Source organism: Rhodococcus sp. NCIMB 12038, from assembly GCF_002165735.1.
Taxonomy (GTDB): Bacteria; Actinomycetota; Actinomycetes; order Mycobacteriales; family Mycobacteriaceae; genus Rhodococcus_F.
This window is the reverse complement of record NZ_NHML01000004.1, coordinates 189,269-205,516: the sequence shown is the minus strand read 5'-3', so window position 1 is coordinate 205,516 and position 16,248 is coordinate 189,269. Positions and strand designations below refer to the sequence as shown.

Here is a 16,248-nt window from a genome sequence, read left to right as displayed (position 1 = left end):
GCCCTGCACCGCCTGGACTCTGCACCCCCGGAATCGAACCGTCATGACCGAGCGCCCGCCGAGTGATTCGACGGTCGCGACTGGGCCGCCCACCGAACTGGGCGAGGAAACCCAGCTGCCGCCGTCGACGACGTCGGGCGCCGAACCGGTGTTCGTCGTCGACAGTGGCGTCGAACGCCTCGTCGCGGATTGGGAATCGTCGGGTTCGCCGGCCGAGCTCACGGAGTACCTGCCCGACACCGCCGCGATCCGGCGTGCGGCTCTGATCGAGTTGATCAAGGTGGATCTCGAGTACCGGTGGCTGCGGTCGGGCTGCCCGAAACGCATCTCGGAGTACTGCCTCGAATTCCCGGAGTTGCTGGCCGAACCGCTACCACCGGAACTCGTGTATCTGGAGTACCGGGTCCGCAGTCGGAGCGGCGCCGACGTCGATCCCGAGGAGTACGTCGCCGAGTACCCGCAGCAGGCGGACCGGTTCGAGACCCTGCTCGAAGACGACCGGCGCATGGACCGGCGCTCGGCGAGCGCGGCACTCGGCCCGGACGACGACTTCGACGTCGGCGGGCGCCTCGACGATTTCGATCTGATGATGGAACTGGGCCACGGCGCGTTCGCGCGGGTGTTCCTGGCCCGGCAGCGGTCGATGCAACGGTGGGTGGCGCTGAAGATCTCCCGCAACATCGGCAACGAACCGCAGACCCTCGCGCAGCTCGACCACCCGTACATCGTCCGCGTCTACGACCAGCGGGTGCTGGAGGATCGCCGTCTGCGGGTGCTGTTCATGGAGTACGTCCCCGGCGGCACGCTCCTCGACGTGGTGCGGCAGGTCCGCAAGACAGCACCCGAGCAGCGCTCCGGACAGTTGCTGCTCGATTCGGTGGATCGCGTCCTCGAGGCGCGGGGCGAGATCCGGCCCGAGTACTCGAGCGTGCGGGACGAGATCGCCGCGCTGTCGTGGCCGGAGACCGTCGCCTGGATCGGCCTCCGGCTCGCCGACGCACTCGACTACGCGCGGGCGCACGGCGTCCTGCACCGCGACATCAAACCGGCGAACGTGCTGCTGGGTCTGGAGGGCATCCCGAAGCTGGCCGATTTCAACGTCAGCTCGAGCGACAGCGTCGAGAACCGCGGTGCCGGAGGATTCATCGGCGGCTCCGTTGCCTACATGTCGCCCGAACAGTTGGAGGTGATCGACCCGGACACCCGCCGGACCGCCTCCGACCTCGACACCCGCAGCGACATCTTCGCGCTGGGGGTCATGCTGTGGGAACTGCTGACCGGGGCGCGGCCGTTCCCGGACGACGACGGGACCGCGTCGCCGCCGTCGCCGCAGGTACTTCTCGAATCGCGGCGCCGGGGAGTCGACCCCGAGCGGTCCGCGCTCCCCGAGGACTGCCCGGCCGCGATGCGGCGGATCCTGGTGAAGTCGCTCGCACCCGACCGGGACGACCGGTGGTCGAGTGGCAGGAAGCTGACGCGTCAGTTCGCGCTCTGCCTCGACCCGCACGCCCGCGATCTCGTCGACCCGGCGCCGGGAAGCATCCGGTCGACGATGTGGCGCTGGGCGCTGCCCATCGTGCTCGCCGCGGTCGGCATCCCGAATCTGCTGGCTGCGGGATACAACTATTACTACAACAAGGTGCTCATCATCGCGACGCTGCCCGTCGAAGCGCAGCAGGATCTCGAATTCGTGCACCTGGTGATCGGCGGGATCGCGTTCCCGCTGGGCGCGGTTCTCATCGTCTACTGGTGTCGGCTGTCCCTGACGGTGCCGCGCGGTCTCCGCAACGGCCGAACCTACAGTTCCGAGGTGCTGGAGAAGGCACGGGCCACGACGCTGGCGCTCGGACATCGGGCGGTGGTGGTCAGCTTCGGGCTGTGGGTCGTCGCCGGGGTCGCCTACCCGATCGCCCTGGAACTCACGGCCGGCGGCATCCCGTTGCGCGCGTACACGCAACTCCTCGCGTCCCTTGCGGTGTGCGGGGCGGTCGCCTTGGCCTACCCGTTCTTCATCCTCACCTTCTACGCGGTGCGGTGCCTCTGCCCGATCCTGCTGTCGCACGGCGAGTTGCGCGGAAGCGACGGCCGCAACATCCGGGCCCTCGGCCGAAGCATGCCGCGGTACCTCGCCGTCGCCGCGGCCGTCCCGCTGATCGGGGTCGCCGGGCTCAGCTTCGTCGGCGGAAGCACCGGCGACGCCGTCAACGCGACCGTTCGCGCGCTGTGCCTGGGCGGCATCTTCGCCTTCATCGCCGTGTACCAGTTGTTCCGAAGGATCGAGAGCGACTTGCGCGCACTCGCGCGGGTCGTGTCGCTGGAGGTGCCGGGATCTCCGACCCGGCGGCGTCGGTAGGAGCGGCCGGGCGGAAAAGAGAAGGCCCCTGGTGCTGCCGGGTCGGGGTCCGACAGCACCATGGGCTCAACAGGTATTTCTCCCGAAGCCCCCTCCGCGTTACACCCCGCGTGTCGCGGTCCCCGCGAGACCGCCCATCGTCATGTCGTACAGGGCCGTGGCCAGCTGGTTTCGCCGGCCGCGCAGGTCCCGGCGGAGGTACTCGAGACCCACCTCCCGGTAGCTGACGGTGAGCACCACGAGCAGCGCTTCGAGGTCCACACCCGGACCGATGGCGGACGGATTCAACGTCACATACGTACGCAACAGGTCGCGGCAGCGTTCCTCGATCCGGACCGAACGGTGCGCCGTCAGCGACAGGTGCGGGGCATCGTTGAGCAGCGAACCGAGGACGTCGCGGTACTCGTCCAGGACGGCGAGGAATTGAGCCTGCAGGGCCGCGTCCTTCAGGAACGTGCCCTCCGCGACCGACTGCTCGAGCTGCGCCCCGAACGCGGCCGTGGTTTCCTCCATGATCTTGTCCATCAGGACCTCGATGATCTCGTCCTTGTTCGCGAAGTACTGATACACCGATCCTTTCGAGATGCCTGCCGCGTCCGCGATGGCATTCGTGCTGCAACCGGTGTACCCCTTCGCCCGCAAAACCTGACCAGTTGCCGACAGGATGCGTGCGACCGTCGCCTGAGAGCGCTGCTGGGAGGGGTCTTTCCGCTGGCCAGTGCCCATTCGCGTAGCCTTCCCGATCTGTCACGCAATGCGACTTGTACCCGTCCGATCCGGTGGAGTGAACTGTAACTCACAGCAACTCGAGCGGGGGCTGAGCCACCAGGACGTCCCTCTCGACGACCGAATCGAGTACCTCGAAAATGACAGAAACCCAGTCTCGGGAATCCGCCCCCGGCTTCTCCGATTTCACGCCGCCGCGACGCTTCGACATGGACTCGGAGTGGGGTCGCCGCTCGATGCGGACGCTGTCGCGGTTCGTGCACGGCGATCCGACGCCCACCGCGGCGGAGCGGGAACTCCACGCCCGGGCGGTCGTGAGTCAGGACGAGATCGGTGCCGCACTCGCGCGGGCGGTGCTCGTCGACAAGACCGTGACGATGGCCCAGTTCTCCCGGGCACTGTCCGACGGCATCGGCAGTGTGCCCGACCCCGCGCCGCCACTGGCCGCGTTCTTCGAAGCAGTGGACCACCGGCCGCCGTGGGTCGACGACCGTCGCCTCGAACGCGGGGCCGCCGTCTGCCTGCGCAGCGGGATGACCGGACTCGACCTCCTCGCGACCGGTTCGCTGATGAACGGCTACCGCAGCGCCGCCACGTCCCGCCAACTCGTGGCCACCGGCAGGCTCGTCGGGGACGGCGCCGGTCAGCGGGTCGCCGAGACCGTGCGGTGGTGGTACGAGTGCGTCCTGCCGGGCGGCCTGGACCGCGACCGCCGCGGCTGGCAATTGTCCGTCCACGTCCGGCTGATGCACGCATTCGTCAATCTGACGCTGCTGCAGGACGAGGACTGGGACGTGTCCGACTGGGGCATGCCGATCAACCAGTCGGATCAGGCGGGCACGCTCGCCCTCTTCTCGACGACGTTCCTCGTCGGCCTCCGGTCGCTGGGCGTGTGGGTGTCCGCCGACGAGGGCGCCGACGTCATGCACCTGTGGCGGTACATCGGCTGGCTGATGGGCATCGACGACCACTGGCTCGTCGACGACGAGAACACCGGGCGCCGCAACATGTGCCAGATCGGGATGTTCGCGCCCGGCCCCGACGACAACTCCCGGGTGCTGGCCGACTCACTGCAGAAGTCGTGGGGCACGTTCCACTACCCGCGCGCGGAGGCCCTGCGACGCCGGCTCAACCGCCAGCGCCTGCTCAGCATTCAGCGGATGTTCTCCGGCAAGAGGGGCATGCAGGAACTCGGACTGCCGGTCGTGCCTGCCTGGTTCGTTCCGCTGGCACTCGCCGGGAACGGGACGATGCACGGTGCGGCGCGGGTGAGTCCGGCCATGCGGGACCGCGTCGGCCGGCGGTCCCGTCAGCGAGTGGAGGCGTGGCTGGCCGCGAACGAGACGCCGACGCGGACTCAGCGACGCTCGTAGATGCCGCGCACGTACGCCGCCTGCCCGGCGTGCTGAAGATCGTCGGAGACGACGCTGACCAAGCGAACCCCGAGAGTGACCGGCGGATCCCAATTCTCGTCGACGATCCGGTCGAGGTCGTCCGTGCCGATCGTCTGGACGTAATCGACCGTGCGATCGTGCACGGCGTCGTGGTACTCCCGCAACAGGTCGGCCCCGGACCGCACCTTCGCCACCTCGTCCGACGACTGCCCGTAGCCGATGTCGGCGACCCGGAACGGCAGGCCGAATCGCTCCACCCACCCGCCGGACGTCCACACCTGCTCGGTGCCCGCGACCCCGGCGACGTGATCGTCCTGCACCCGCGTGAGGTGCCAGATCAGCCAGGCGATGGTGTTCGCGTCCGCGTCCACCCGGAACGTCAGGGCGTCCGGGGGCAGATCGGCCAGCGTCGAATGCACGGTCTCCTGAATGCGATCGAAGGCGTCGGTCAACAGCGCGCTATGGTCCACGATCTTCCTTTCGTCGTGTGCACATCACGTTCCACTATGACCCCCTCGGGCTCACAGAACCGGCACGACATGTCCCCAGTACCCCGGGCGGCCGCTGACGACCACGGCCGGGCTACGCCGGTGACGATCCGAACCGCCGAGCGTCACGGCTTCCGGAGAACGCGAGATCGCCCCCGCGAGCGGGAGGTACCCCCAAGATTGTGGGCCGGCGACGGCGGCGAGGGATATGGAACGAGCACAGGTTCCTTTCCGGAGTTTCGTGCTGCTGCCTGAGGTTTTCCCACTGATCGGCGTGTCGTTGATCTTCGACGTGTAAGCCCGCTGTCGCCGTGTCCGCGGGGGTCGATGTGCAGATCCAGAAGGCAACCCCGGCACCGGGTGTGGTGACGTGGTGGCGATCGATGTCGCGGCTGCCGCGGTGGTGGATCGGTTCGGTGTGGGCGGACTGGGCGGAGGTGTGAGGGTGTCGGCTGTGGTCGGCTTCTGTGTGCAGCCTCGAGTAGGGAGCTGAAGGCTCGGCTGCGGAAGAGATCGTGGCGGTTCCGTTTTCATGACACGGACCTTGCGATTACGGCGTCGAGGTACCGGCTCGCGGCGCCCTCGACGCGGGCGCCCTCGGCGACTATCGGCCACGCACCGTCCATGCCGCCGACAATGGCCGCGCGGGAGAGGAACCCCTCCCAGAACGCCGGTGCCCCGAACTCGCCGCGCCACTGCAGGGCGGGAAGGGTGACCCGGTGCAGGGTGTGCTCGTGGGTCGTCCCGATCGCGCCGTGCACCTGGTGGACGTTGCGCACCGCCACGGCCAGGGCCTGCGAAACGACGCTGCGCGCGACCGCGACGCGGAACTGGGACAGCTCGCCGTCGAGGTCGTCGGTGAGGGCGTCGGCGAGCGCGGTGTCCACGGCAGCGCGGGCCAGCACGGACTCGGCGGCGATGTCGACGACGAGGTTCTGCACGGACTGGAACTTCGCCAGGGCGCGACCGAACTGGCTGCGGGCGGTGGTGTGCTCAATCGCCGAGGCGAGCATGCCGTCCATCGCGCCGACGCACTGCAATGCACGGGCGAGCGCGCCGCGCAGGACGTACGCCTCGACGGCCGCGGTGGGTACGGGTGACCAGGAGACGCCCTCACCGACGGTGACAGAGCCGGTCGGCACTGCCGAGATGCCCTCAATGGTCGTGATCGTCAACCGGTCGGTTGGCACGTCCGCGAGCTCGTGGGTATCGCCGGCGGGGCGCACGCACACGACGGTGGCGGTGGCACCGGCCCACGGGACACCGTGCGCGGTCCCCGAGGAATCGAGCAGCGCGACGGTGGCGGTGGAGTCGGACGAGTCGTCGATCCCGGCGGCGCGCCGGAGCGGCCCGGCCAGCAGGTCAGTCTCGGCGTACGGGACGGCCACACCGGCGGCAGCCGCGGTGCGCAGGAGCGCGGCGGCTTCGGCCCACCCGGCTCCGCTGCCCCCGGCGTCCTCGGGTGCGGTGAGCCGGGCGACGCCGACCTCCCGCAGAGTCGACCACACGGCGTCGGCGTCGTGCCGGACGTCGGGGCCCGAGAAACCGGAGACGACGTCGGAGAGCATCGTCTGCAGGTCCTCGTCGACGGAGAGGTCGACGGTCGTGGCGGTGGTCATCAGCGCATCCCCAGTCCCCGCGCGATGACGCCGCGCAGAATCTCGTTGGTGCCGCCGCGGAGCGTGAAGCCCGGGCGCTGGTGGAGGCCCGCGCGCAGCAGGCCGTGGATCTCGGCGACCGCGGCGGTGCCGTTCGTGCCGGCGAAATTGGGTGCAAGCTCGTCGCCGAGCCGGGTGGAGACGGTGTCGACGATGTCACCCTCGGTGGCGGTGCCGAGCAGCTTGACGAGGGCTGCCGGGGTGTCGGCGGGTTCACCGCGCTGCAGCGCGCCGGCGATGTTCTGGCTGAGGTTGTGCAGTCCGGCCATCCGGGCCACGGTCCGGCCGAGGTCGCTGCGCTCGGGCAGGGCTCCGGTGGAGATCGCACCGATCTCCGCGGCGAGCAGGCGGAACGAGGAGAGGAACCGTTCAGGGCCGCTGCGCTCGAAGGCGAGCTCGGAGTTGACCTGTTCCCAACCGTTTCCGGGGGTGCCGAAGACCATTGAGTCCGCCACGAAAACGTCCTCGAGCACGACCTCGTTGAAGTGGTGATCCCCCGAGAGGGAGACGATCGGCCGGATGGTGACGCCCTCGCTGCGCAGGTCGACGATGACCTGACTCAGACCCGCGTGACGGTACGAGGTGTCGAGCGGTTCGGTGCGGCACAGCGCGATGAAGGCCTCCGCGTGCTGGGCCCCGGAGGTCCACACCTTGGTCCCGGTGATCCGCCAGCCGCCGTCGACCTGAACGCCCTTGGTGCGGACACTGGCCAGGTCGGAGCCGGAGTCCGGTTCGGACATGCCGATGCCGAAGCAGCACTCGCCGGCGGCGATGCGGGGCAGGTACTCGTGCTTCTGCTCCTCGGTACCGTAGCGAAGCAGGGACGGGGCGATCTGTCGGTCGGCGACCCACTGCGCGGCGACAGGGGCGCCCACGGAGAGCAGTTCCTCGGTGACGACGAAGCGCTCGAGGTGGGTTCGGCCGCGGCCACCGAACTCAGTGGGGATCGTCATCCCGACCCAGCCGCGTTCGGCGAGGCGTCGGGTGAAGTCCTCGTCCCAGCGGGTGAGCCAGGTGTCGATCCAGGGTATGAGCCGCCCGGCGTCGACCTCCTCGGCGAGAAACGCGCGCACTTCGGCACGCAGGGCGTTCATTTCATCGGTCGCCACCGTGGTCGGTGGCGCGAGAGTCGAACTCATGGGGCCTCCTGATGAGTCCTGCCCGGGCGGCGCCCGGGCGATCGGGGGGTCGACTGTGCCGCTGTTCGGAGAGTGCGCACAGTCAAATCAAGGGTCAGTCCAGACCGCGGGGTCGCCCTGCCGAGGAGGACGCCCCGCATCACTTGGCAAGTGTCACAGAAACGCCCTAGATACACAATAGTGAAGCAGATTACGTATATACGCTATCCGTTGAGCGCGGAGGCCATTGCTACGCTTTCGCAATGACGGAAACTTCTCCGGCCGCCGGAGCCGTACCTTTCGAGCAGGTCCCCGAGCGTCCCCGCCATCGCATGATCGACCGGGTCGCGGCAATCCTCGAACTCGTCGCCCGGTCCGGTGCCGGTCTCACCCTCACAGCCGTGGCAAAGGCTCTCAACGCCCCGGTGAGTTCGGTGCATGGGCTGCTCAACGGTCTCGTCGCCGTCGGCTACCTCGACGAGCGCGACCGTATCTACACCCTCGGTACAGCTCCCTACCTGCTCAACGTCATCGCCGGACGCCCCCCTGTCACGTCGATAAGTCACGAACAGCTCCAGCAAGTGCACGCCGAGGCCGGACTGACCATCGCGCTGTCCACCTCGGTGGGCGACGACCTGTTCTACGTTGACCATGTCTCCTCTGAACCGGAGTACGCGTACCTGGCAGAGAACCGCCTGCGGCGCTCCCTGCTGCGCACGTCCGCGGGGTGGCTGCTACTGGCCGACCGCGAGCAGCGCGACATCTGGGCCTACCTCAACTCCCGCCCAGTGGCCGACGCCGATTACATCGAGCAGTTCCTCTACGCCCTAGAGGCACTACGGGCCACCGGCGTGTGTGCAGCCCCGGGCGTGGCTGTCGAACGCGGTGACGGCGTGTCGGTGGCTCTCCGGGAACGCGGCCGAACCATCGCCACACTCGGTGTGGTCGGCGTTCGTGAGACGATCATCGAGCGACGCGACGAGCTCGCTGAGATATGTCTCCGGCACGCCGAGGAGTGGGGCTTTCGCTGACCTCTAGGCGCGCGACTCCGTGCAAATGCCGAGTGCACGAACGTTCTCACAGATGTAGGACGAACGCGATCTCCCGTGTCAACGCCCCTGATACTTGTTGGCGCGTTTGCCCGCGAACGCCGCCAGCGCCTCACGGTGAACCTCGGTGTGATGCGCGAGCGCCCACAGAGCGGCCGACAGCTCGAGAGCAGTGACTCCAACGGCTGGTGCTGGGACTCCCGCAACAGGAGAGCTTCGTGCCACTGGCGGCATTCCCGGTACGGCGAGGAACGCCCGGGGCGAGCGACCCGCAGGTTAGTCGAGCACATCGGGTTCGCTTATACCGAGGGCGATCTCACGACGTTGACGGCGGTGACCAGGGACAGGATCGACGCTGATCAGACGCGTCTCGAGCTGGAGCTGGAGCCGGAGTCGCAGATCCGCGCGGGCTGGGATGCGGTGGTGCGCTCGCACTCCAGCGAGGTCCTGTGGGGCCTGACCGGGACGTACTCGGCGCTGGGGTTCGATGAGATCGGCGATGAGACAACTAAAGTCGCTAGTATGCGCCCGACTGATCGAGCCGAATAGCAAACTCGACACGATCGGGCGCTCGAAGACATCGGCGTCCAGGCACCCCTTGAAACACGATCAACGCCAACCTGCGGGGCCGTCGTTCATCGTCGCCTCCCGAACCTCCAAGGCCCCCAGGGAACTCGAGGATCGTTTCGGCCGCCGCGGTAACACTATCGCCGAAGGTGACGCCGCGGAGCTGACCCGCTCGATGGGCCAGGGCCCTGACCGGCGCGACCGCAGGGTGGTGTGGCACTAAAAGTGGCAAAGCGCCCAACGCGACCGGCGCACCGCCAACGCGCAGATCGACCGCGTCATCCTGGATGAGGCATCAATCGAGCGGGCCCGCCAGCCCGCCGGCCACAAGGGCTACGTCACCGACATCGAGCCGACCGTGATGGTCGGAAAGGCGGTCGTGGCCGCCTATCACAACCTGCGGAAAGTCGAGCAAATTCTTCCGCCTCGCCATGTCGGAACTGAAGGCCAGACCGGTCTTCCACCGCACCCGCGAGTCGATCGAGGCATACCCGCCCATCGTGCGCCGCTCCAGCCATAACCCGTTTGCGCCGCGCGGCCGCAGCACCAAAACACTAGCGAAGCGGCCATATTTTACGTAGTTATGAATTTTTCTCTTTAGTTGCGGACTTGAAGCCTGAAGCCTATGGTGTACACCACATCCCAAAACGAGACCTGGTCGCAGCCACACAGGTTCCAGGTCTCGCTCCCTCCAGCTTCTCGGCCCTCTCATCACCTCTGATCAGAGGGCTAGAGCGAGCGGCAACCCTGCCCCCTCTCAGCGTTCGAAAGGTCCAAAACGATGACCGCAATCCACGCTCCAAAGAACGACCCGGCACAGTCTGCAGAAACACCTACCTATGACGTCATCGTTGTCGGTGGTGGTTTCGGTGGCATTTATCAGCTACGCCATCTTCGGGACCGGGGATTCTCTGTGATCCTGCTTGAAGCCAGTGGCGGTTTCGGCGGGGCATGGAGCCTCAATCGCTATCCGGGAGCAAGGGTGGACAGCCACGCACCGGTATATCAGTTCACCGACGAATACCTCTGGAAGGATTGGGACTTCACGCAGATGTTCCCCGACCATGAGGAAATGCGTAGCTATTTCAATTATGTTGATTCCAAACTGGACCTGAGCAAGGACAGTCGATTCAACACTAAGGTCGTGAGCGCGACGTTCGACGAAGAGCAGCGGATGTGGAACCTCGAAACACAGGACGGAGCCACTTTCCGGGCAAGGTTTGTGGTGTTCGCGACAGGGTCGACCACGGAACCCTACACACCATCCATCCCAGATATGGATGCGTACCAAGGAGAACTGGTTCATACCGCCCGATGGCGTTCCGATCTGGACATGACGGGAAAGCGCGTCGCGATTATCGGAACTGGCGCAAGCGCTGTTCAGGTAGTGCAGGAAGCAGGCCCAGTAGTCGAAACCCTCACGGTTTTCCAGCGCACTCCGAATATTTCATTGCCTATGCAACAGAAGTACTTGGATGATGAGGAACAAGCTGCCCTCAAGAACAAAATGCCCGAAGTTGCCGCGAAATGTCGCGAAACCCACGCAGCGATCGACTACGACTTCGACCCCCGGAGCGGTGTCGAAACCCCAGAGGACGAGCGCAATGCTGTCTTTGAGCGCCTTTGGAATCAGGGCGGATTCGCATTCTGGCTGGGAAATTTCTCGGACTATCTATTCAATGACGAAACAAATGCGCTGACATATGAGTTCTGGAAGAACAAGATCAAGCCCCAGATCAAAGACCCAGTCAAAGCAGAGCTGCTGGTCCCAGAAATCGCGCCTCATCCCTTCGGAGCCAAGCGGCCGGCCCTCCATCAAAACTATTATGAGGTGATGAATCAGACGAACGTCTCTCTTGTCTCCACCAAAGAGACCCCGATCGTCGGATTCACCGAAAATGGGATTCGCACAGCCGACGGAGTCGAGCACGGCGAGTTTGACATTATCGTTCTCGCTACAGGCTTCGACAACAACACCGGCGCACTAACCTCGATCCACGTTCAGAACGCGAATGGCGTCACTTTACGTGACAAATGGAGCCAGGGCGTAGACGCGTACCTCGGAGCAGTCACAGCCGGGTTCCCGAACGCCATTTTCGTCTATGGCCCCCAGAGTCCTGCTGCATTTGCGAACGGGTCCACGAACGCCGAGCTTCAGGGCGAGGTCATGGTCGACTTTTTCGAATTTCTTCGGTCACACGGACTCACCCGTTTCGAATCGACAGTTGAAGCGGACAAAGCTTGGACCGCGCACATCAACGAGACCGACGACGCGGCGCTATTCAATCGGGCGAAGTCTTGGTATAACGGGGGCAACATTCCGGGCAAGAAAATGCAGATGCTGCAGTATCTAAACGGCGTTCCGACATACTTGCAGTTCTGGCAGAAGGAAAAGGAGTCCGGATATACCGATGGGCTGACCGTGTCATGACTTTTCATCACTTGGTCGCTATATCTTGGACCCGGCCGATCGATGACTCGAATATATCGGCTTTCGCAATTGCGCTTGATCAGCTGTCCGCCGAATGTACAGAACTACTACATGCCTACGCTCATGGAAGAGACAACAGTTCGCGCGACGTGAGCAGCGACTACGGGATTTCCGCTGCGTTTCATGATCCAACAGGATACGCCGAGTACGACGTGCATCCTGCTCATATTCGCGCAAAGGAGCTCCTCTCCAAGTTCGCGGCGAAATACACCGTAGTGCAATTTGAGGCGTGACTAGCGCCTAGGACGCGTTAACTCGAAGCTGCAATCGCCATATCTACCACCGAAAGGGCAGGCAATGAAGAACCATTCGCTGCAGACAATATCCAGTGGGCATGGCTACCTCGAAGCACCACGCTGGCACGATGGTCGACTATGGGCCAGCGACTTTTTTGGCAAGCACGTCCTTCATTTCGAAGAGGACGGCAGTCACACTGCATTCGCGACGCTCGACGAGTCACCGTCTGGGCTCGGTTTCCTACAGGATGGATCGGTCTTAGTGGTCCTTTTGGATCCGACGAAGAAGAAGGTTGTGCGAATCGCGTCAGACGGATCCGTCAGCGAGTACGCCGATATCGCGCATATCGCCCGCGGAATGGCAAACGACATGCTGGTATCGCCGACCGGACATGCCTACATCGGTAACTTCGGCTTTGACCTTGGAGCTGAGGATCCGAAGGCAACAACGTTGGCCCACGTAACACCCGAGGGCAACGTAAGCAGAGTTGAAGGCGATGCGGTATTCCCGAACGGAGCTGCTCTCAGTGCAGACGGTCGAACTTTGCTCCTCGCGGAGACTTTCGGTCACCGGATTGATGCTTTTGACGTAAACGCCGATGGTTCTCTGACTAATTTCCGAGTGTGGGCACAACTCGACGAGAGCATGCACCCTGACGGGATTGCACTGGACACCGAAGGTGGCGTCTGGTTCGGCAATGGCCTGACCAACGGTCCGGAGAGCGGTTTCTATCGCGTTGAGGAGAGCGGCGAGATCACCGATTCCGTTCTCGTGCCTGACGCCTGGGCTGTTGCGTGCACGTTCGGCGGATCAGACCTGGATGTGCTGTACATGTTTTGCAATGCGACCACTCTCGAGCAGTTCGGCGAAGGTAAGTCACAAGGCACCGTCCGCACCGCGCAGGTGAATCGACGTGGCGTCGCACAGTAGGCCGGCTTGATCTCCCTAGATGTGGGCCGTCCGTACGGAGTTCGATCGGGCCCGAGACGGACCGATCGGTCCGGTGCCGAGTCATCTAGTCATTCGCGTCAACTGTAGACGCTCGAGCGCTTTGCCCTTCGTTTGGCTGCGGCAGCGTATTGACCGTAATCGTCTTTCGTAAGCAACCTTGGAAGACAAGGTATATGACCACTTTAGAGAGGTTACATTATGCCCCCAGCCGGTGGCGCCGACCGCAGACACTTCTATATTAACGGTCAGTGGCGAGAGGCTGTCGACCCAGAATTATTTACTATTGCAGAAGCTGCAACCGAGCGGCCGCTGGGCGTTGCCGCAATGGGTGGTCCGTCGGAGATTGACGATGCTGTTTTGGCCGCGCGGACGGCACTCGACAACGGCCCCTGGGGGCGTTCCACCCCGCACGAACGGGCCGAGACTATGCGGCGGTTTGCCGATAGCCTCGAGCGCCGAGGAGAATCCACCGCGCGCTTGGTCAGTCAGCAGAATGGCATGATTAGGCCTTTATCGATTATCAGTAACGCTGCGGCCCCGGTAGCGATACTGCGTTCAATGGCTGAGCTCGCCGAGGCACAGACTTTTGAGACTCGCCGTCCCAGCAAGAAGGGGCACACCATTGTGCGGCAAGAGCCAGTCGGTGTTGTCGGTGCAATCGTTGCGTGGAACTATCCTCAGTTGCTGGCTATGGCAAAGATCGCTCCGGCTCTCGCCGCTGGGTGCACTATCGTTTTGAAACCAGCCCCCGAAACTGCGCTTGACGCCTACGTGCTCGGGGAAGCAGCGGAAGATGCCGGCCTGCCGCCTGGAGTCCTCAACATTGTTGCTGGTGGCGTTCGCGCGGGCGAGGCTCTTGTGGCCCATCCGGGTGTGGACAAGATTGCATTTACCGGTTCAACGGCGGCAGGGCAGGCGATTGGCGAGGCGGCAGGTCGGTCCCTTAAAAGGGTATCGCTTGAGCTCGGTGGCAAGTCGGCGGCCGTTGTGCTCCCTGATGCGGATCTGGATGTCTTCGCTAGGAGCCTGGACGACGCTGTGTTCAAGAACGGGGGGCAGACGTGCACCACAAACTCCCGTATCTTGGTTCCCCACGGTCGTTCCCGGGAAGTTCTAGATGTCCTGGCTGCCTACGTGGATGATCTGGCGATGGGGGACCCGCTTGACGACGCGGTCACTTTGGGCCCGATGGTGAGCGATCAACACCGAGAGCGAGTTAGAAACTATATCCGGCTCGGGGAGTCTGAGGGATTCCAGCTTGTCCGTGGCGGCGCCGAGCCGCCTGATGGGCTGACGCGAGGGTGGTTTGTTTCGCCTACTATTTTTGGAGGCGTGGACAATAACAGTCGACTGGCACAGGAGGAGATATTCGGTCCTGTCATCTCCGTTATCCCGTACGGGTCCGAGGATGAGGCCGTTCGTATCGCAAATGACACCGTCTTCGGTTTGGGCGGGGTCGTCTTTACTGAGGATCACGAGCATGGCCTAGATATCGCGTCACGTATCAGATCTGGCACAATGGGGATCAATTATTTTTCGATAGACATGGGCTCCCCCTTCGGTGGCGTGAAGCACAGCGGAATTGGGCGGGAATTCGGCCCCGAGGCGCTGGATTACTATCTTGAATACAGGTCCATCTATGTCTAGTCGCCTCGGAGCCTTCCGACCCTACTCCCTGTTCAATTGGATGCCTAGAGGCTTCATGATTTACCTTCCCCCTCGGCCGGCCCGACCCGTCAATACCCACCAGAATGAGCAGCCATGACCAACTCGACAATCAACGCCCTTTCGGCCGACGCCTGGGACGCCTCTTCCAATTCAGCCGCGCTGCCTCCGCGGACTGGCGCGCTCACAGACATTCGCGTCGTCGACCTGTCGCGGGTGCTCGCCGGACCACTGTGCGGGCAGATGCTCGCCGACCACGGTGCGGACGTAACGAAAGTAGAGCCACCAGCTGGCGACGAAACCCGCGGTTGGGGCCCGCCGTTCGTCAGAGAAGACCACAGCACGTACTTCGACGGGCTCAACCGCAACAAGCGCAACATCAGCGTCGACCTACGAATCGAGGAAGGACAGCAACTCCTGCGCCGAATGCTCGCCGAGGCCGACGTCGTGATCGAGAATTTCAAGGCCGGGACGCTCGAGAGGTGGGGCCTGGGCGACGACGTACTCGCCGCGGAGTTCCCGCGCCTCATACACTGCCGGATCACCGGGTACGGCACCGACGGGCCGCTTGGTGGCGCGCCCGGCTACGACGCAGTGCTTCAGGCACTGTCCGGGCTGATGAGTATCAACGGCGAAGCTGACGGCGAGGCGATGCGGATCGGGATCCCGCTGGTGGATATCATCACCGGCCTCAATGCAATGAACGGCATCCTCATGGCGCTGCACGTGCGGCGAGAGACCGGGCGCGGGCAGCTTGTCGACCTCGCGCTGCTCGACAGCGCGGTGTCGATCCTGCACCCACACGCCGGCAAATGGTTCGCTACCGGCGTCGCACCGGAACGCACCGGCGTCGCCCATCCCACCATCTGTCCTTACGAGACGTTCGTCTGCAGTGACGGACCGTTCTTCATTGGTGCCGGCAACGACCGGCAGTTCCGCTCGCTCGCCAAGGCGTTGGACGCGCCCGGGCTCGCCGAGGACCCGCGGTTCAGGACGAATACCGATCGTATGGCGAACGCAGTACAGCTGCGGAAGGTCCTCGGCGGACTCATCGGCGGTTGGCAGCGCGAGGCCCTGGCCACCGCACTTCGACTGGCCGGTGTTCCCTCGGGGGCCGTGAACAACGTCGGGGAGGCACTCAACCTTCCCCAGGTGCGGCACCGAAAAATGGTGATCGAATGCGACGGGTACCGAGGCGTCGGCGTACCGGTAAAGCTGTCCGAGTCCCCCGGTTCGGTGCGATTCGGCCCTCGCCACCGCGGCGCCGACACCGATGATGTTCTCGCCGAGCTCGGATTTTCCGAGAACGAGGTTGCGTGTCTACGCGGCTCCGGGGTATTGCCGGCGTAGCGGGGCCGCGACACCCGTGAATTCCGTCATTCGGGAGCGTTCCGAGAACGGCATACCGATTGCAGCACAGTGGATACGAACTCCGGTCCGTTGTCCATCCGCAGCACCAGCGGCGGTCCACCCCACAGCGCGAACGCCTTGTCCAACTCGATCCAAGCGAGCCATCGAACCGGTCTGAAAGTAAGCGATCATTGAAACCTT

At 64.5% G+C, this 16,248-nt stretch carries 15 protein-coding genes; 10 read left to right on the top strand and 5 right to left on the bottom strand.

Annotated elements, in window-relative coordinates:
• Positions 1 to 43 precede the first annotated feature (43 nt).
• Complete coding sequence (locus CA951_RS07155; RefSeq protein WP_087556183.1) at positions 44 to 2,353, top strand: serine/threonine-protein kinase; 2,310 nt, start codon at positions 44 to 46, stop codon at positions 2,351 to 2,353.
• Positions 2,354 to 2,452: 99 nt separating this feature from the next.
• Here the strand turns inward: CA951_RS07155 and CA951_RS07150 are convergent, their stop codons facing one another.
• Positions 2,453 to 3,079 carry a TetR/AcrR family transcriptional regulator gene (locus tag CA951_RS07150; RefSeq protein WP_087556182.1) on the bottom strand — a complete coding sequence of 209 codons (627 nt, stop codon included), beginning with the start codon at positions 3,077 to 3,079 and terminating at the stop codon, positions 2,453 to 2,455.
• A gap of 140 nt (positions 3,080 to 3,219) precedes the next feature.
• Between CA951_RS07150 and CA951_RS07145 the strand changes: the two genes are divergently transcribed.
• The gene (locus CA951_RS07145) at positions 3,220 to 4,452 is read left to right on the top strand and encodes an oxygenase MpaB family protein (RefSeq protein WP_087556181.1); all 1,233 of its coding nucleotides are present in this window, start codon (positions 3,220 to 3,222) and stop codon (positions 4,450 to 4,452) included.
• Here the strand turns inward: CA951_RS07145 and CA951_RS07140 are convergent.
• Entirely contained in the window at positions 4,437 to 4,943 is a 507-nt protein-coding gene (locus CA951_RS07140; RefSeq protein ID WP_087556180.1) for a DUF664 domain-containing protein, read from the bottom strand. The genes CA951_RS07145 and CA951_RS07140 overlap by 16 nt on opposite strands.
• Positions 4,944 to 5,272: 329 nt before the next feature.
• Between CA951_RS07140 and CA951_RS44100 the strand changes: the two genes are divergently transcribed.
• Positions 5,273 to 5,404, top strand: coding sequence for a hypothetical protein (locus tag CA951_RS44100; RefSeq protein WP_256973401.1), 132 nt, complete (start codon positions 5,273 to 5,275; stop codon positions 5,402 to 5,404).
• An 87-nt stretch (positions 5,405 to 5,491) separates the two neighbouring features.
• On the opposite strand, the gene CA951_RS07135 is transcribed toward CA951_RS44100, so the two are convergent.
• Positions 5,492 to 6,580 (bottom strand): acyl-CoA dehydrogenase family protein, encoded by a 1,089-nt coding sequence (locus CA951_RS07135; protein WP_087556179.1) that lies wholly within the window; start codon positions 6,578 to 6,580, stop codon positions 5,492 to 5,494.
• Positions 6,580 to 7,758, bottom strand: a complete 1,179-nt coding sequence (locus CA951_RS07130) for an acyl-CoA dehydrogenase family protein (RefSeq protein ID WP_087556178.1) — start codon at positions 7,756 to 7,758, stop codon at positions 6,580 to 6,582. Before CA951_RS07130 ends, CA951_RS07135 begins: the two co-directional genes overlap by 1 nt.
• A 242-nt stretch (positions 7,759 to 8,000) precedes the next feature.
• Here CA951_RS07130 and CA951_RS07125 point away from each other — a divergent pair, with 242 nt between their 5' ends.
• Positions 8,001 to 8,768: an IclR family transcriptional regulator gene (locus CA951_RS07125; RefSeq protein WP_087556177.1), complete on the top strand. Its 768-nt coding sequence runs from the start codon at positions 8,001 to 8,003 to the stop codon at positions 8,766 to 8,768.
• A 75-nt stretch (positions 8,769 to 8,843) separates the two neighbouring features.
• On the top strand, positions 8,844 to 9,335 hold the full coding sequence (locus tag CA951_RS45065) for a hypothetical protein (protein ID WP_373413542.1): 492 nt from the start codon (positions 8,844 to 8,846) through the stop codon (positions 9,333 to 9,335).
• 313 nt (positions 9,336 to 9,648) lie between these two features.
• Here the strand turns inward: CA951_RS45065 and CA951_RS07105 are convergent, their stop codons facing one another.
• Positions 9,649 to 9,903 (bottom strand): hypothetical protein, encoded by a 255-nt coding sequence (locus CA951_RS07105; protein ID WP_143543028.1) that lies wholly within the window; start codon positions 9,901 to 9,903, stop codon positions 9,649 to 9,651.
• Positions 9,904 to 10,134: 231 nt separating this feature from the next.
• Here CA951_RS07105 and CA951_RS07100 point away from each other — a divergent pair, with 231 nt between their 5' ends.
• From CA951_RS07100 to CA951_RS07080, 5 genes are all read left to right on the top strand, one after another.
• The gene (locus tag CA951_RS07100) at positions 10,135 to 11,784 is read left to right on the top strand and encodes an NAD(P)/FAD-dependent oxidoreductase (protein ID WP_087556174.1); all 1,650 of its coding nucleotides are present in this window, start codon (positions 10,135 to 10,137) and stop codon (positions 11,782 to 11,784) included.
• A complete protein-coding gene (locus CA951_RS07095; RefSeq protein ID WP_087556173.1) occupies positions 11,781 to 12,077 on the top strand; it encodes a Dabb family protein in 297 nt (98 codons plus the stop codon). Before CA951_RS07100 ends, CA951_RS07095 begins: the two co-directional genes overlap by 4 nt.
• A gap of 64 nt (positions 12,078 to 12,141) precedes the next feature.
• Positions 12,142 to 13,011, top strand: a complete 870-nt coding sequence (locus CA951_RS07090) for an SMP-30/gluconolactonase/LRE family protein (RefSeq protein WP_087556172.1) — start codon at positions 12,142 to 12,144, stop codon at positions 13,009 to 13,011.
• A gap of 219 nt (positions 13,012 to 13,230) precedes the next feature.
• Complete coding sequence (locus CA951_RS07085; protein WP_087556171.1) at positions 13,231 to 14,679, top strand: aldehyde dehydrogenase; 1,449 nt, start codon at positions 13,231 to 13,233, stop codon at positions 14,677 to 14,679.
• 114 nt (positions 14,680 to 14,793) lie between these two features.
• Entirely contained in the window at positions 14,794 to 16,047 is a 1,254-nt protein-coding gene (locus tag CA951_RS07080; protein WP_087556170.1) for a CaiB/BaiF CoA-transferase family protein, read from the top strand.
• Positions 16,048 to 16,248: the final 201 nt, after the last annotated feature.

Excerpts from the sequence above, each read along its gene's own strand:
- CA951_RS07095 (WP_087556173.1), top strand. The coding sequence starts at position 11,781 with ATGACTTTTCATCACTTGGTCGCTATATCTTGGACCCGGCCGATCGAT.
- CA951_RS07145 (WP_087556181.1), top strand. The coding sequence starts at position 3,220 with ATGACAGAAACCCAGTCTCGGGAATCCGCCCCCGGCTTCTCCGATTTC.
- CA951_RS07090 (WP_087556172.1), top strand. The coding sequence starts at position 12,142 with ATGAAGAACCATTCGCTGCAGACAATATCCAGTGGGCATGGCTACCTC.
- CA951_RS07135 (WP_087556179.1), bottom strand. The coding sequence starts at position 6,580 with ATGACCACCGCCACGACCGTCGACCTCTCCGTCGACGAGGACCTGCAG.
- CA951_RS07150 (WP_087556182.1), bottom strand. The coding sequence starts at position 3,079 with ATGGGCACTGGCCAGCGGAAAGACCCCTCCCAGCAGCGCTCTCAGGCG.
- CA951_RS07080 (WP_087556170.1), top strand. The coding sequence starts at position 14,794 with ATGACCAACTCGACAATCAACGCCCTTTCGGCCGACGCCTGGGACGCC.
- CA951_RS07155 (WP_087556183.1), top strand. The coding sequence starts at position 44 with ATGACCGAGCGCCCGCCGAGTGATTCGACGGTCGCGACTGGGCCGCCC.
- CA951_RS07085 (WP_087556171.1), top strand. The coding sequence starts at position 13,231 with ATGCCCCCAGCCGGTGGCGCCGACCGCAGACACTTCTATATTAACGGT.
- CA951_RS07130 (WP_087556178.1), bottom strand. The coding sequence starts at position 7,758 with ATGAGTTCGACTCTCGCGCCACCGACCACGGTGGCGACCGATGAAATG.
- CA951_RS07100 (WP_087556174.1), top strand. The coding sequence starts at position 10,135 with ATGACCGCAATCCACGCTCCAAAGAACGACCCGGCACAGTCTGCAGAA.
- CA951_RS07125 (WP_087556177.1), top strand. The coding sequence starts at position 8,001 with ATGACGGAAACTTCTCCGGCCGCCGGAGCCGTACCTTTCGAGCAGGTC.